We start from the raw sequence: 15743 nt of genomic DNA, 5'->3' as shown, positions 1-15743 counted from the left end.
GAAGACGTATGCACATTGATATTCATTAACGACTATAGAGATCCGAGAATTGAGGAGCTCAGCAATAGCGAACTTACATACACAAACTTCAATCAAGATTTGTATCGGCGCCTGACGCCACCAGCTGACCATTAGTCCTTAATACACCGTTTAAACTCATTCTCAGTCAGATAACGCTCAGGCATCCAGACCATTGAAATGCATATTACGTTCTTATGTCCTTTACCGGAAAGCATAGAAACGGCGCTCAGCCGCAACTGCATTTCGGGCTTCCTTTAGATGTCTCTTCGCTTTTAGGCGTATATCTTTTAGTTGCTTAACCGGATCAACATCAATCTGATCAATAACATGAGCCATGTCACCATCGACATATGCAACAAAAGAAGAGCCACCTAAGCTGCCAACCGCCCCATCGTGCTGCGAAAGCAGACGTTCCGTATCCCTACGAACTTCACGTATCCTAGGTTCAGCACATTGCAGAAAATGACAGAAGAGTTCAATCACAAGCTTGTTGTATTCCATGTTCGTATAACGAAAACTAAGGAACGGAGAACCAGACGGATCACACTCTTTAATCTTCGAAATAGTCGTATCTAAAAACGCGCGCAGCTTTGCCGAGGTACTGTATTCGCGCATGTCAGCGATTTGGTCAAGATCGAATCGAACCCTGGTAGAGCCTTTTTCTTTCACAAGCGAAACAACGGTTTGACCATGCTGAACGGGATTTCGTATCTCATACATAAACACGTAAAGGCCGCCGCCGTCATACCAAGAAGAAGGCAACTTCCAATAGTCTTTATATAGTTCGTCTTTGGAACCTTTGTCGTATTCACGCATAACGGCTTGCATTCTGTCGATAAGACCTCGGCCAGCTGATACATAATTACAAAAAGCGCCGTTTACAACAATCCTCTCACCAAAACGTCCGCCGGCAAAGCCCTCGGACAAGATGTCAGACCGGTCGCATGGAACCAAACGCCTCAATTCGCTGTAGTTCCATCGAAATTGTTCATAAAGCTGATTGACCTCCCAGAAAGAACGCACGACATCGGAGTACTCTTTCATTTTGATGACAGAATCGCCTTCAAGTAACTCAATCTTTGAAAGTGCATCGCAGCCTTCGGCACTAACCGATTGAATCGGCAACACATGTACTAAGTCCGCCAAAGAAATTCCTCCAAAGAAAGAAATACCGTTCGAGCATTGATCAATAGGCGAAGTTATCTAACCGTTGAAAGCCACCATTCGTAACGCATCATACTAACGTGCCAATGAAGCTTACAATGTAAGGAAGAGCAGCTATCGCAACGTCAACTCCCTTGTCAGACATCCAAGCAAGAACTTTCTGTAAGCGACTTTCCGCTTCCTTCTTAGGCTTGTTCTTGACTGCTTCCAAATCGAGAAGTAGGCACTTTAGCTCTCTTTTAAGGTCGTCGTTCAAAACGTTTTCCGGGATAGATTGGACCTGCTCGGCAACCTGAGTAATAGTCAGCACATTCGTCACACTATTCTGGTTAACAGCGCTAGCCTGAATATTCACAGTGTTCATACTTCCCGACACAGACTCGAGAGCGATTTTAGCCCTGTAATGCCTAAGGTGACCCAGTATAAGCTCCAGATCATCACGCAAATCCTCTTCTTCTGAGCCGAACCCGTAACCACTCAGGCCAACGGCAAAGTTCTTAATATCGACCTCGTAAACCCGAACCATACGATCGACGCAGCGTCGACGATCGTCATCGTTTCCACTGCTAATTAGACGATTGCACTCATCAATATCTTCGTCGACAGATGCGAGAGCGAGAAAAAATGGATCACACTTCAGATTCTTACGCTCAGACTCCATCTGGACAAGGAGTTTTCCCCGAAGCTTCTTCAAATCACCTTTATTATCGTATCTGACCACCTGGCCAGGTACGATCGCCCTACTCTTATCCCTATCAAGCCCCAAAATTAATAACGAATCGGCGCTCGAAAAAACGGCAATGATTTCCTTAACAAGATCACCCGCAGAACGGTCGTCATACGCGCGTAGCGCCTCATCGATTCTCGCAATGTAGTATTCAGCCTGTGTCATGAAATCACTTCCGACCTATTAAACAACCAACTATGCCCAGCCGAATTCCTTCAACGACACCTCAATCATGTGTCTGATGATGTTATTCCCTAGCTCTCTTTGGACGAGCTCTGTTTCGCCTGGCCTCCCGGAGAGATGCATGCAGCTGTTGTATATGGAGCCCAACAGGTGGAATGTCTCTGGCACATCAACGCCATGCTCACTCGCATATCGAAGCCTGTCCTCGGTCCCTGTATTAATTTCCAGAAATCCAGGCTTATCATCTGCCGCCAGCCTCTCATAACCGAGCCTCTCGACAGCCAACCTGATGCCACAGCACACTTCCGATGGAGCAAAGGACTTTCCAGAGAAGTAGTCGCCAAGCTTTGCCTCCATAACACTCCGAAACGATGAAGGCCTCTTCAGCTCATCTTCAATCCCCTGTTTAGCGATGTATTCCAAGACGTTATCAGAGACTGTGTCACACTCAGAGAAATGAAGGTAATGGGAGGAGACCGAATTATAAATATCAGAGAGCTCCTTCTTACACCTATTTCTGTCAACGAGCAGCTTATTCAAACACCCATTTACAGAATCACGACCTGAATTAGGAATGTATGAGGTATGGAAGCTTTTGAAACGAAAACTCTTAAAGAGTCCTGGGTCAAGATGAGTCAAGATGATGACATAGAGGTTCTTCCCGGAATTCTTGAACTGCTTCATCATCTCCAGCAGGAAGTGCTGGGCGACAAGCAGATTGGCATCGTCAAGGTAATCGAAAACCTCATCGATAAGCAATAGAGCGTTTTCTTTCTCACCAAACTTCGCCCTTGCTCGAAATAGTGCAACACACAGCTGGAGTACGTCAATCTCGCCGTTAGAGGCCTCATCCCAATCGGGGAAATCAACGACGAGCTGATGGTTCCTGACTTTAGCCACGACCCCATACCTGGTTCTGTTCAGCAAATGGAGCATCTCATTGATATCATCCTTAATCTTACGGAATCGAAGATATGAACAGGCTTCCTTTATCTCGTTACGCCTCTTCTCGATAAACCTATTGACCTGTATCGCATTCAGGTAGTTCGAGATATCCCCCTTCTCGGGATACCAACGATCAAGGATTTCCTTGATTGAACTCAGTGGCTTTACAAAAGAAATATAACTGAGAACTTCATCCTCACTAATATCCCCGCCCATGCCCGTTTCGAGCGAAATAACGCCCTTGAAGAAATTATTGATTGCTGCAGCGTATCGGGAACCCTCAGTCGTTTTAAAAGCGGCATCGCAGCTGAGTAGCTCGCTAAGGAACTCATAGCTCTTGAATGCCTCGGCAAGGTTATCCATTCTCCCGCGTAAGATCGACGCATATTTCTGTCGCTCCGCAGTGACTGAATAGTTCAAGCGGACAGTGGCTGGCACCTTCTCGTACAGAACGCACTGTTGAACGCTCATCTTCGTTTGACTGAGAACCCTTGGCCCCACCCGGCGGTTCGTCATATTTGCGTACAATCCCGAGCGGACGACCTGCACGTCTACCCTACTCGCAATTTCATTCGAATCAGCATTAGCACTTAATGTCACGTCATCGTCAAAAGTCACGGACAAGGAGGTGTCGTCCCAGTCCTCCCCGTTATAACGATCCGCGTCTGCCAATTTTAGCCGCCTGGTGTTAAGGGATGCAAACGCCGTCGCAAGCGAAGACTTACCCGACCCGTTAGGCGCCACAAGAAAGTTAGGCTTGTTCGGGTAAAAATCGCATGGCACGTCAAGATGGTTAATCCCCTTAACGTGGTTGCACGTAATACCGGTAATCTTCGCCATCGTAAGCCCCTCTCTGCTTTACGACACAGTCCTTTCTGTACGCATAGCAGCAATATTACCGCTGCTCTCAGCGTGCGAGCATAGGCGCCTTTATAAAGAATGGACCGATAGCAGTAAGGCAGCACCGGTGCGATCAGGCAGTAGACGGCCAAGCTCCTTCACGAGAATCTAACTTAACAGATACACTAGACTGAACCCAAGCTGACCAATCGAAAGCGAAGCCGGTTTCTTAAAACTGTCAACGCTTTTGTCATCGAAAATCTACCAGCGGTTGATAGATGCTGTCCACCGATTTCCTCAAAGCAATTAAACTACTTTACTCACAAAAAGTAACGTACAACTATTATCATTGCCTCAAGCGCTGGCTAGATTTCAAATATGAGAGTGTCCGAGAACAGTTAGCTATTAGCCAACAGCCCATCGGATCCCATTCAATAGAAAGCTCGCTGGGCGTTATAAGAGAAAGCCAAGACGGCAACCCAGCAATTGGCCCACTACTAGAAAGGATGGTCATGTACGCAGTTATCACTCGCACACGCTATAGATAAATAGTGGAGGAAAATATGGAAGAAGAAGTCGAGGGTATTCCATATAACCATTAGTTAGCAAACGTTAAAGTTCGTGAATCAGGCCACACAATATGTTTTCAGTTTCAGCTCCAGTCATGAACTGGAGCTATTTTTATCCACCCATTGCTAATTGTTGTTCTTGAATATACCGAAGATTATTGAGCTCAGTTTAGAAACAGCCGACGGCTCCTGAACCTTTAGTCCGATCTCTTTGTTTATTTCATAGCCCCTATCAATTTTTAACTGATAAGTCTGAACCCCACGATCGATCTCACGTTCACGCTCGCCCCATATTTCCATCAGTTTAACAATATGGGTATAGCTGTAATTCCCAACTTCCCTGCCATTGTTCACGGAGCACAAAAAGGGAAAGACGTAATTAACGGCCCTGAAAAAAGGCCGATGAAACGACGGGTATAGAACCTCCTCATTAGCCAACCCACTATTAACCATTAATGACAGCTGTTCCAGATAATTCGATAACTCCGTAAGCGTTTTATTAAAAAGTAAAGCAAACGTTTCGCTATCAATGGAGGCTCGATCGACAGGCGTAAAAATAGTTGGATGTAATTCTGCGAGCTCTGCATACTTACTGGCAGCCTTTTCAAGGTTTTCACTGTTTGCCAAGTAAGATAGCAAACCTTGTTTAACGTTCGAACTTGACGTACCGGCTATGGAGATGAATTCTTTTTCGGAAAACGACTTTAAAGAATGAACCGATAGGCTCATAACGGCTTGAGCATAAATGGAGACTTCGGAAGAGACGAAGCTGAATAGCTTCATCCTGGGCAGAACTTCGGCCCTAAAAGTATCGGCAAAATTAATGGACCATTCAGAGGCTTTTATATAGCTATCGTTACGCATCTGCTTAACAGCAAGCCGATAAGAAGCGATTGCAGCAAAAAGAGCGACAGCAGTCGCAAGATCTGCCAATGCGTTCAAGTCGTTCGACAAAGGTCCAAATAATTCCTGAAGCACAGCGTTTCCCATCAATTAGACGCCTCAACATGAAGCCAATTAATCAACATTGATAAAACGTCATGCACCAGACAATGAACGTAAAATAATTCTACTTTAGTTTTCTCGAACCGTTTACAAACAAAGCCCTTCCATAATCGCAGCAAGAATTAAAGAATGATCGCGTCGGAAATGTTGGCGTAAGGGTGACGCCCCAGCGCCCGTTTAACGAAGAACGGCCCTCGTTCTAGAATCTCAAATCACCACAACAACAGGTTCTGAGAAAGTACGAAGACCGCTGCGGAAATCTTGTTAGACCCGACGCCGGACATACACGCCATGCCCCGTTTCGACGACGGCGACATATTCATGCAGGAGCTGTTTCGCAGACTCACCGAGCAGACGTGAACGCCGTGAGGGACGCCGAGGCAGACCAGCTGTGCGGTGGCGGGGCGAACAGCCGAAACGGGTACCGCGCAGAACCTTTTCCAACTCGAGTTGAATGACCTCGGGGAGAATCAGTCTAGCACCCTTATCCCCCAATCGCCCCATTAAGTGCCCAAGCAATTTCTGGCTCGATTTTTTCTTGCGAGTAAACGCACGATCAACGATTACACAGGTGTCCAGAAAAAATCTCCAACCCTCACAAAGGCCAAAGAGCTTATAACGTTGCCCATTGACGGCATCTAAAATGCTATAAACCAATTCATCCAGCGATGATTCGTTGCAGTATTCCTACAAGCGCAAGTTCGCAGATCCTAAGTAAGTGAAGTCAGCGAACAATGAAACATCACCTATCAACTAGCGACCTTTTTGCGAACAAAACCGCAAATGCTCATGAGCTGACGACGACGCAGAAACACGACTGCAGCAAGAATAGGTACTTGGATTAATTGCATGCCCCATTGCATTGCCAAAAGAGCTTGGAGGATTAAAGCCAGAAGAGTTGCAATCTCAACTTGCCACGAAACCTTAATTCGAGCAATGTAGCGCGTCATCACTACAGTTCTTGTTGACCAAGTAACCAAATATCCTACAACGGTCGCAACGGCAGCGCCAAGGGCCCCTATTATCAGAGTCAAGCCGATGCAGGTCGCAATACCAACGGTAGCCCCCACTACGGTAGTCCAAGAAACTGCCTTTGTTTTACGAGCCGCAGTAAATAAACACCCTTCAAAAAGAGAAAGGCCATTGAGCATAACTCCGACCAACAATAGGGGAACATAACGCCAGGCATCAAAGAAGTCGTTCGAATAGAGAATTCGAGCCAGCGGTATATCCAGCAACATGATGACTGAGCACGCAATGGCAATTGCACCGGAATACAGTTCATAGGTCGTCCCGAGAAAGCCATCAGAATCCTGGGGATCAAACTCCTTAACTGCGGAAATTGCCCATGCATTATAAAAGATAGACTGCAGCGTCGACAAAATCGAAGGGATTTTATAGGCAACTGCGTAAAGACCGTTTGCTGCAGCACCACAAATCAAAGTAACAACGTAACGGTCGCTGACATCATTAATCCACCATGCGATGCTGTTTGCAACGAGAGGAGCACTTAAAGCAATCATAGAGCGCATGAGGCCGGACCGAATATCGACCCCAAAACACTGCCAAACCTTTCCCGCCCAAAACAGATACAGCACAGAAAACAGATAACCAAGCGCCATCGAGAGCATGTAGCCGAGTACGCCCATCTTAAAAACGACAAGCAGCAGAACCGCTGACACGCTCATGATAAGCGTGTTTCCAAGCCCGCTTACAACAAGCGAACGCACGTGGTCTTGCGACTTTACATACATAGTGACCACGTTGGATAGCGCAGAGAGGTAAAACATTCCTACAAGGAATACGCAATAAATCCCATCGACAGGCAAGATGCCGAGAAAATGCAGCGCGGCGACAACCAAAAGCAGGACAGTCCCTCCTGCCGCTACCATACGAAGTCCCACAGAGACAATCTCTTTCGGATCGGCATCCTTACCCAATCCGAACCGCAATACGGCATCCTGGATATTTAACGTAAGTAACGGCACCAGAAGGCTGACAGTGCTGTTCATAAGGTCTACAGTGCCGTAATCCCCGGTCGAAAGAACCGCAGTGTAAAGCGGCAAAAGCAAAAATGAAATTGCCTTTGAGCCGAAAGAGCTAATGGCGAAAAGCCCCGCATTAACCGCGAGCTCTTTATTACGCTTTTTCGCCATACACTAACCTCTCTTAAGAATCTTTTTGGCGATCTCCTTTAAGGGATTCAGCCGCCTCATAGCCTTCCGTTCCTGAGCAACAGGCAAAGCAAATTGATCACTTATGTCTTGGATGTTAGAAGACGGATCGGATAGAGCGTCAATTAGCACATCTCGGAACACAGGCATACGGAAGTTCTTGGTCTGTTGATACTTGTTATAGTCAGAGAAAGGCTGTTCAGAAACAGCTCCAGCTTGCCTGAGATCAGCGATGATCTTCTCGCCACGCTCGGTCGAAGCAAGAAGCATGCTGACGCCCGTCTCATCTTTGGAGAATCGAGGGCCCCAGTAATCTGCCATTCGAAGATCGGCGGCGCTTGTTGCCCTCCACGGGCACTCATAACATGACTGACCGTAGCACTGCCCAGCCTCAAACAAAAGAAAGTAAGGGTCCTCGTGTTGGCTACGACAAGATTCAGAGGAGCCATCGCTCGTATATATATATCTCTCTCTCCAACCTCGGGGTTTGTATCGAAAATTGACATGCAGCCTTTGCGGATCGAGGCCATAACAACGGTTAAGCCAATCCGAATAACGGCTTAGAAGATGACGAGAAGGGACTCCGTGGCAAACAAAGTCAACATAGGTAACATCTTCATGCCCGCTAAAGAGATTACGCGCAGCCTGAATCTGACATGGAGTGCCGAAAACAAACAATTGGCCACCGCAGTCAGCAGCATGCTTGAGCTCATCGCGCACTTCCTCTTGAGTATATTTACTTCCCGCAAGACTAGAGAGTCCCTCGGAATCACCGGGGCTCACCAGCTTACCTACAGCTCCACGGCCGTCTTCGTAGGCACAGCCGAGTACATACGCGCCATCGGAAGAGGCAGCGGCCGCAATCGCCGCTCCAGCGCCACCACTCGAGGAATGCATAAGCTGAGACACGTCTTGCGTTTTAAATGAATACAGCTTTCCTTGCTCCACGGGCAAGGCGTTCTCATGGTGGATTAACGGACATGCTTTACGGCACTTACCACACGAGATACATTTATCCTCGTTAACATTCGCCCTCCAAAAGCCTTCTTCATCAAGCTTCATGGAAATCGCGTCAACCGGACAAGCAACCTCGCAAGCACCACAGCCGCAGCAAAGCGAGCGATTTTTCTTTATGCTGTTTTTGACATTGTCAAAAGAGGGCTCAAGGGCAAGCGCGTTTTTCAACCAATTAAGCGAATGCTCACGTTGAGCCAAAAGCAGATTATTGGGCTCTGTCCATTCAATTTTGTTAATAAGCTCCTCATTCGAAACACCATCGAGAGCAAGCCTTGCCTGGAGACTCATCTTATCAAGAATGTTGTAGATGCGAGAATTCTGGCTACCAGAGGCTCCTCGTTTGAATCTCTCAAATACGCAAAAATCACGGTTGAGATTAATTGAGAAGGCAACGCCATGGAAAGAATCCGTGCATACGTAGCTCGCGTTCGCAATTAGCGATACGAATTCCGCGGGGCCAACAGGATCCGTGATACAGCCTCCCCTCTTAAGATCTCTCTTAAACACAGGAATAATGCGAACCGGCAAGTCGAGCAAAGAAGCCAACTCGTAGACCCTTTTCCAATGGTCTTTGTTATATCCCAGCATATATGCAAGCATATAGGGCTCCGAAGGCGCAACCGCTTCTCCGGTGAGACTATTCCAGTCAGAAGAACTCATCAACAAGGTAGGATCAATTACGGTTTCGACATCCCTCCCCGTAAGCTCAGATACGATTTTACTGCCAGATTCCTCACGCGTAGAAAGCGCATCAAACCTGCTGCAGAGCTTCTTCATGCAACGAGCGACGTCTTCGTCGTCAACCTTAGAATTCCCAACACTAGGTGCATAGGAAACCTTTTTTCGATTATCTGAAACATAATCAAAAAAATAACGAGAGTTGTAAAAAGACGGATTCCAAATCTGATCACTACCACAAACAAAAATATCGTAGTAATCGTTCAATCGCTCAAAATCAGGCTGTATCAAGCACTCAGCTGTAAAGGACAAATGCTCATCAAGAAACGCATCGAATAACTTTTCACGAGATGCTGGGGTATACGACCTATTAAAGACCTTATTAAATGCCTTACTAATTAGCTCGCAGAAATACGGGCCAACGCCTTTATAGTCTGGTCTATTTATGCACTTACCGACAGGGATATAATTTACAACATCAACGTCTTTTCCAAGCTCGCTTAATAAATGATACAAAGCGGTTACCTGTAACGCCGTTCCATAGTTATGATACGAAAACCAAGTCGAAAGTGCGACTTTGTCCTTTGGTAACATACAAAACAATCCAATCTAAGAGTAAACGTGTGAAAAAGAAGATGAGTACAACCTATAAAGGGATTGAGCTGAGGAGGCACTTTGGAAGAGTCCTCCCTAACCATCAACCCAATCAAACGTTATTTACTATATTTGACAACATAAGTAGAAAACGATTGCTGAAACCCGTGATACACATCATATGAAGCGACACCCCGAAAACTTTTAATAATGTCGCAAAATCCCAGTCAACGAGGACGAATACTCTCCCAGTTCTTCCTCCCAATTCGGCATACGGAAGCCGTCGGGCTCGAACTTGGACAGGTCGAGCGCAGAATGGACCGAGCGCAGTGCGATGAGACCGGCTGCACTGGAATATTTAACCAATTCAGATGATTTACAGAGAAAGCAGATCTCACCGTTGCTGCATCTTGGGCGTGCGCCGGGGCAAAATTGGGTCGCGAATAATGACAGACAATAAGCCCAAGATCATTTAAGACAGCCAAGTCACCAGGCGTCTCATAGTCTCCAGCCAAAAGGTAGTCGTCGACATCAAGGAACATAATCCAATCGCCACGAGCGGCGGCGAAACCAGCGTTTCGCGCAGCAGGCCAACCGGAATGGTTTTTGTGTAATAAACTAACTCCCTCATCTTCCACGAATGACCGAGCGACAATATCGACTGAATTGTTGGTCGAACTATCATCCACAACAATAGCCCGAAGTAGCGACTGGCCGATTTTCAAGGCACCAGAAAAGCTTTGAGCAATAACTCTCTCCGATTGAAAAGCAGAAATGATGGTGCCAATCGAGTCCAATCCAACTTGACCGCGAATCATCCCATCAAATATTTTATTTGGCATAATCCCACCTATCAGCAAAATAGCTAATTTGACTTACATGAGCAGCGCACACAGATTGATATCTATTGGGCTATTTCTTTAAGTTGCTGGTTAAAACATCAGTCAAACCAGTAAATCAAAAACAGAAAATCCACTCTGAGATACTTAGCCGATGCAAGTCCGCTCCGGAAATTCAAAAAGGGGCCTGCCTAGAAACAAGTTCACATAGCAAATAGCAAAAGTAAAAATATGTACCTCAGAAAAACCAAGTACCAGCATGATAATCAAAGCCGGTAAAACTCTTCCTGAATCATAGCCTCGCCATCTTGCGCATTTCCATACTGCCCAAACGAACCATAGAGAGAAAGCAATACCGAGAACAAATAAACCTGATGCATAAGCACAGTCAAGAGTTGTGTAATAGTACGTCCAGCCGTTGACGCCAATACTCGTTGATTCAATAAACTTATTGCCGAACAGCGATAAACCCTGATTAACATAACAGGCGTGCCATAGGGATATTCTGCCCGTTAATAAGCCGCCCAAAGAACTGGTATAAAGAGGTCCCGAAACCAAATAAACGATAAGAAAAGCGCCCAGCGGGAGTAACCCAACTAGTATTCTCGCTTGAGCAGTATCAAATAGTCGAAAGAGTCTCTGTATGACTGAAAGTACAACTAGCAAACATATTAATATCGAAGAAGTTTTCGAGTCCGATAAAGCAAAAACGAACAACGCAATCAGGAGGATTAGGAAATAGTGGATAAATCCAATTCGATTTTGATACAAATATACAAAAGCACTACAGGACATTAAAACCATAGCGCCAAACATATTTGGGTGTGAAAAATAAAAGGACCAACGTTTTTTCAAAATTAGACCGCTGTCGGACAAGCGAGAAAAATACTTAATACCCTGAGGGTCACAAACCATCTGAATGGCAAACATAGTAATTAAAAACAGCATCAAAGCCACGGAGAGAAATAGCCAGTATCGAACTACACAATCTATATCAGTTATCGAAGCCGTTGAAAGAACGGCTAAAATAACAACAAAAGATGCAGTCTCGCCGGACACTAAATAACTAATGAAACCAATACTGACAGACAAAACAATCAGAGCTATATGCTTGCTGTATAGATCAAGCTTAGAAACACAATGAAGTAGAAGAAAAGCGCTGGCGATTAATAGTAGACTTTTATCCAGAGCATCGGGAAGTTCCACGAGCGTTGTTATTGAGAGGACAGAGCGCAAATATAGAACACTGAAACCAATTACATACAAAGCTGGTAACTTCAGAAATGAATGCATTACCGCACTGTCGTTATTCATTTCTGGTTTAGATTCGCTATTAATCTGGCTACAATTTGAACAACAGTTTTTTATCTGAGTTGTTATGACCATCATTCACCTCCTATTTGTCGGCTGTTTCACGTTATTCTTCGTCAGCTTAATCAAGTTATCCGTACCGGAAATCAAGCCGTTATGCTTAATCTCGGCGATCGTCCTACCTACTATCTGTGCAGCTCGTCTACCAATAAAAGGCGATAATAGGCGGACAATTTTTCCCTTAGTCCTAAATTTAGGTTCAGCCCAAGAAGCAGAATAGTGATGCACACTGTAGGTATCATTTTTTATGTGATACCCGCCAAATCCATATACCGGATTAAATGCAGAGGAAGGAAGCAAAGTCCATTCGCCAACGTTCTGCCCTCGATTCTCGCGTACAAACCCATGAGCCTCGAGAACGCGAGTAAACATCTGATTAACGGTATGATCATTTAGAAAACCTGGGTCGTCACTGAATTGTGTGGAGTCATACGCATCAAGTACTTCCGCAAGCAAAGGGTTATGACGCGGTGCGGCAACTATCAACCCTGTATTCACCGTTTTTGACAATTCTTCAATTGCCGAAAACGGTGAAAATGTTTCACAGAGCGAAGTTATATCACGAACAAGTTCGCTCCCCAGGTCCATGTAGACCCCACCGAAGTTATAAACGGCCCAGAAGCGCACATAATCTGCTACATACGCATATTTACCGGCAGCATAGGCCGCCTTAGTCCACGGCGTTGACTCGATATCGAACAACCGCTCATCGCAACGTGTGATGCAATAGCCAGGTGCATATCTTTCCCATGAGAGAAGACATTTCTGAGCAGTCGCAGAAAGCTCCCCATCACCAAACCAACAGTAGTAAATCGTTTTAGGCGTTCTCTCGACCACTAATCCACCAACTCCTTGTAGAGTTGAACAATCGCATCTACATTTCTCTTAACGTTAAATCTTCCCGAAATAGTCGACCTGCCGGCGCGACCGATGCTCAAACGAAGGTCCTCAGAACCCATCAACGTGCACAACAGCCCTGATAGCTTTGATTCATCATCGACAGGCATAAGGTAGCCATTTACTCCATCCCTGATGACCTGTGGAATACCTCCAACCGAAGTTGCAATCGTCGGAATACCTCGAGCCATTGCTTCGAGCACGCTCATAGGCATGCCTTCGTTTTTCGAGGGCAGACAGTACACAGCAGCGCGCTCGAAAAGGGCCTCACGCTCGTCGCCCGTGACCCAGCCGAGGAACTCGCATCGGTCGGCAATATCGAGCTCCGCAGCGAGCTGTTTATTCTTCTCGACCTCACCATCTCCACCGAACACGATTTTCGTGTCCGGAAAACACGACAGGACATCCCTTGACGCGCGCAAGAGCACATCGGGGCTCTTGCGCGCGTCAAGGCGTCCTAAAAACAGGACGTCATGACGCGAACAAGGTGAGCATGGCTTCGCCGTCACTTTAACGCCGTTATGGACGACATCGATTTTCCCCGAATCGCAAACGTTTTCAGCGAAGTAATCGCGCCACTCCTCCGAGAGCACAACGACGCGATCCGCTATGCCGAAGGTCTCCCTTACATCGCGGCGGTAGGCGTCATCGCTCTCTTCGAAGGCCTTCTTGAACTCACCGTCATGATCGTGCAAGATCACGCGTTTGCCTGCCTTATGGGCCATGCGCGCCATGATTGACTTGCGCCTGTAGGAGCCACGCGCGCTGATGTGCAGGTGAACGATGTCGTAGGAAGGCATGGCCATCGCGTATCGAGCAAGAGCCCGGGCGAAGGCGAAGGATTTAGCGAGCTTAGAGCAGCCGACCCCTGTCCCCAAGTAGTCGAAGCCGTCACACGCCTCGGGAAGACCCCCATCCAGATAGCCCTGTACGACGGAAACAATTCCGCCGTGCAAAGAAAGGTCGGGGCCGACCATTAGAACTTTCGCGTGTACTATATTTTTAGATGAAACCATCGTTATCCTTTAAGCCGCGAACCTAAGCAGCGAGCGGGAACCCCCCCCCAAATTGAATACTCAGGCTCCACATCTTTGGTCACCACAGCGCCTGCAGCAATTACGCAGTGATTAGAGATGTTGACGCCCTTGAGAATCGTCACTCCGCTACCCATCCACACGTCATTGCCGATAACGACATCTTGGTCATTATCGGGGAGCTTGTCCTCATCGGTTAGTTCCATCATGGGGCGATCGAGGATGTCGGTGCGGTGATCGCCGGTGATAACAGTAAGGTTGGGTCCGCTCATGACATAGTCGCCGATGCGAATTTTCGCTCGGGTCGTGAGCAGCGTCGTTCCAGGACCTAGGTACACGTCATGGCCCATGTAGATATTGCCGGCTCCGGCGATCTCGCTGCGGCGGCCGAGAGTTACATTCTCGCCGCATGCAGCAAAGGAGCGGCGCAACGAGGGCATTAGAAGAAGCTTGTTATAGGCACGTGAGACACCGTCGAGAATCTTGTAGACGAGACCCATGGCTAAGCCTTCCTCCACACCATCTTGTCCACGACGCCGGTGTAGCTCTGGATGATCTTGACCACCTTGGTGGACACGGTCTCGTCGGCGTAGTCGGGCACGGGGGCCTCGGGCAGCGACCCCTCGGCGTCGAGCTCGACGGCGGTGCGGACGGCCTGGAGCAGGCCGCGCTCGCTGATGCCGGCCAGCGTGAAGCACGCCTTGTCAAGCGCCTCCGGGCGCTCGGTGGAGGTGCGGATGCACACCGCCGGGAACGGGCGGCCGACGCTCGCGAAGAAGCTGGACTCCTCGGGAAGCGTGCCGGAGTCGGACACCACGGCGAAGGCGTTCATCTGCAGGCAGTTGTAGTCGTGGAAGCCCATGGGCTCGTGCATGCGCACGCGCGGGTCGAGCCTAAAGCCGGTGGCCTCCAGGCGCTTGCGGGAGCGCGGGTGGCAGGAGTACAGGATCGGCATGTCGTATTTCTCCGCGAGCGCGTTGATGGCGGTGAACAGGCTCGTGAAGTTCGTCTCAGTGTCGATGTTCTCCTCGCGGTGGGCCGAGAGCAGCATGTAGCGCTTGGGCTCAAGGCCGAGCTCGGTAAGGACGTCCGACGCCTCGATCTTGTCCAGGTTGGCGCGCAGGACCTCCGCCATGGGCGAGCCGGTGACGTAGGTGCGCTCGGGGGCGCAGCCGGTGTCCTTGAGGTAGCGGCGAGCGTGCTCGGAGTAGGCCAGGTTGACGTCGGAGATGACGTCGACGATGCGGCGGTTGGTCTCCTCGGGCAGGCACTCGTCCTTGCAGCGGTTGCCCGCCTCCATGTGGAAGATGGGGATGTGTAAGCGCTTGGCCGCGATGGCGGACAGGCAGCTGTTGGTGTCACCCAGAATCAGCAACGCGTCTGGCTCCACCTGGACCATGAGCCTGTAGCTTGCGGCGATGATGTTGCCCACGGTCTCGCCCAAGTCGGCGCCCACGGCGTCCAGGTAGACGTCCGGGTCGTCCAGCGACAGGTCGCGAAAGAAGATGCCATTGAGCGTGTAGTCGTAGTTCTGCCCGGTGTGCGCCAGCAGGCAGTCGAAGTGGCGGCGGCACTTCTTGATGACCTCGGACAGGCGGATGACCTCGGGGCGCGTGCCCACAATGATCAGCAGTTTCAAGCGACCATCGTCCTCGAATGCGATATCGGAATAGTCCTTGCCCATG

General features: G+C 48.1%; 12 protein-coding genes. All 12 read right to left on the bottom strand.

Features of this window, described 5'->3' with window-relative positions; all coding sequences use genetic code 11:
- Positions 1–222: 222 nt before the first annotated feature.
- The gene (locus CHY22_RS00640; RefSeq protein ID WP_089571672.1) at positions 223–1167 is read right to left on the bottom strand and encodes a hypothetical protein; all 945 of its coding nucleotides are present in this window, start codon (positions 1165–1167) and stop codon (positions 223–225) included.
- A gap of 88 nt (positions 1168–1255) precedes the next feature.
- Positions 1256–2077, bottom strand: coding sequence for a hypothetical protein (locus CHY22_RS00635; protein ID WP_089571671.1), 822 nt, complete (start codon positions 2075–2077; stop codon positions 1256–1258).
- Positions 2078–2107: 30 nt separating this feature from the next.
- Positions 2108–3880: an ATP-binding protein gene (locus CHY22_RS00630; RefSeq protein ID WP_089571670.1), complete on the bottom strand. Its 1773-nt coding sequence runs from the start codon at positions 3878–3880 to the stop codon at positions 2108–2110.
- Positions 3881–4575: 695 nt separating this feature from the next.
- A complete protein-coding gene (locus CHY22_RS00625; RefSeq protein ID WP_089571669.1) occupies positions 4576–5439 on the bottom strand; it encodes a hypothetical protein in 864 nt (287 codons plus the stop codon).
- 764 nt (positions 5440–6203) lie between these two features.
- Positions 6204–7610, bottom strand: a complete 1407-nt coding sequence (locus CHY22_RS00620) for an oligosaccharide flippase family protein (RefSeq protein ID WP_089571668.1) — start codon at positions 7608–7610, stop codon at positions 6204–6206.
- A gap of 3 nt (positions 7611–7613) precedes the next feature.
- On the bottom strand, positions 7614–9917 hold the full coding sequence (locus CHY22_RS00615) for a polysaccharide pyruvyl transferase family protein (protein ID WP_089571667.1): 2304 nt from the start codon (positions 9915–9917) through the stop codon (positions 7614–7616).
- Positions 9918–10144: 227 nt separating this feature from the next.
- Positions 10145–10759, bottom strand: a complete 615-nt coding sequence (locus tag CHY22_RS00610) for a glycosyltransferase (protein WP_089571666.1) — start codon at positions 10757–10759, stop codon at positions 10145–10147.
- Positions 10760–10903: 144 nt separating this feature from the next.
- Positions 10904–12142, bottom strand: a complete 1239-nt coding sequence (locus tag CHY22_RS09880) for a hypothetical protein (protein ID WP_143759186.1) — start codon at positions 12140–12142, stop codon at positions 10904–10906.
- A gap of 3 nt (positions 12143–12145) precedes the next feature.
- The gene (locus CHY22_RS00605) at positions 12146–12964 is read right to left on the bottom strand and encodes a glycosyltransferase (protein ID WP_089571665.1); all 819 of its coding nucleotides are present in this window, start codon (positions 12962–12964) and stop codon (positions 12146–12148) included.
- Positions 12964–14040 carry a glycosyltransferase family 4 protein gene (locus CHY22_RS00600; RefSeq protein WP_089571664.1) on the bottom strand — a complete coding sequence of 359 codons (1077 nt, stop codon included), beginning with the start codon at positions 14038–14040 and terminating at the stop codon, positions 12964–12966. Before CHY22_RS00600 ends, CHY22_RS00605 begins: the two co-directional genes overlap by 1 nt.
- Positions 14041–14042: 2 nt before the next feature.
- Positions 14043–14558 carry an acyltransferase gene (locus CHY22_RS10240; RefSeq protein WP_089571663.1) on the bottom strand — a complete coding sequence of 172 codons (516 nt, stop codon included), beginning with the start codon at positions 14556–14558 and terminating at the stop codon, positions 14043–14045.
- A gap of 2 nt (positions 14559–14560) precedes the next feature.
- Positions 14561–15742, bottom strand: coding sequence for a UDP-N-acetylglucosamine 2-epimerase (non-hydrolyzing) (gene wecB, locus CHY22_RS00590; protein WP_089571662.1), 1182 nt, complete (start codon positions 15740–15742; stop codon positions 14561–14563).
- Between the last annotated feature and the right edge of the window lies 1 nt (position 15743).

The organism is Collinsella sp. TF06-26 (genome assembly GCF_002232035.1).
Lineage (GTDB): Bacteria > Actinomycetota > Coriobacteriia > Coriobacteriales > Coriobacteriaceae > Collinsella.
Note: the sequence above shows the minus strand (reverse complement) of the source record. Positions and strands in the feature narration are given on the sequence as shown.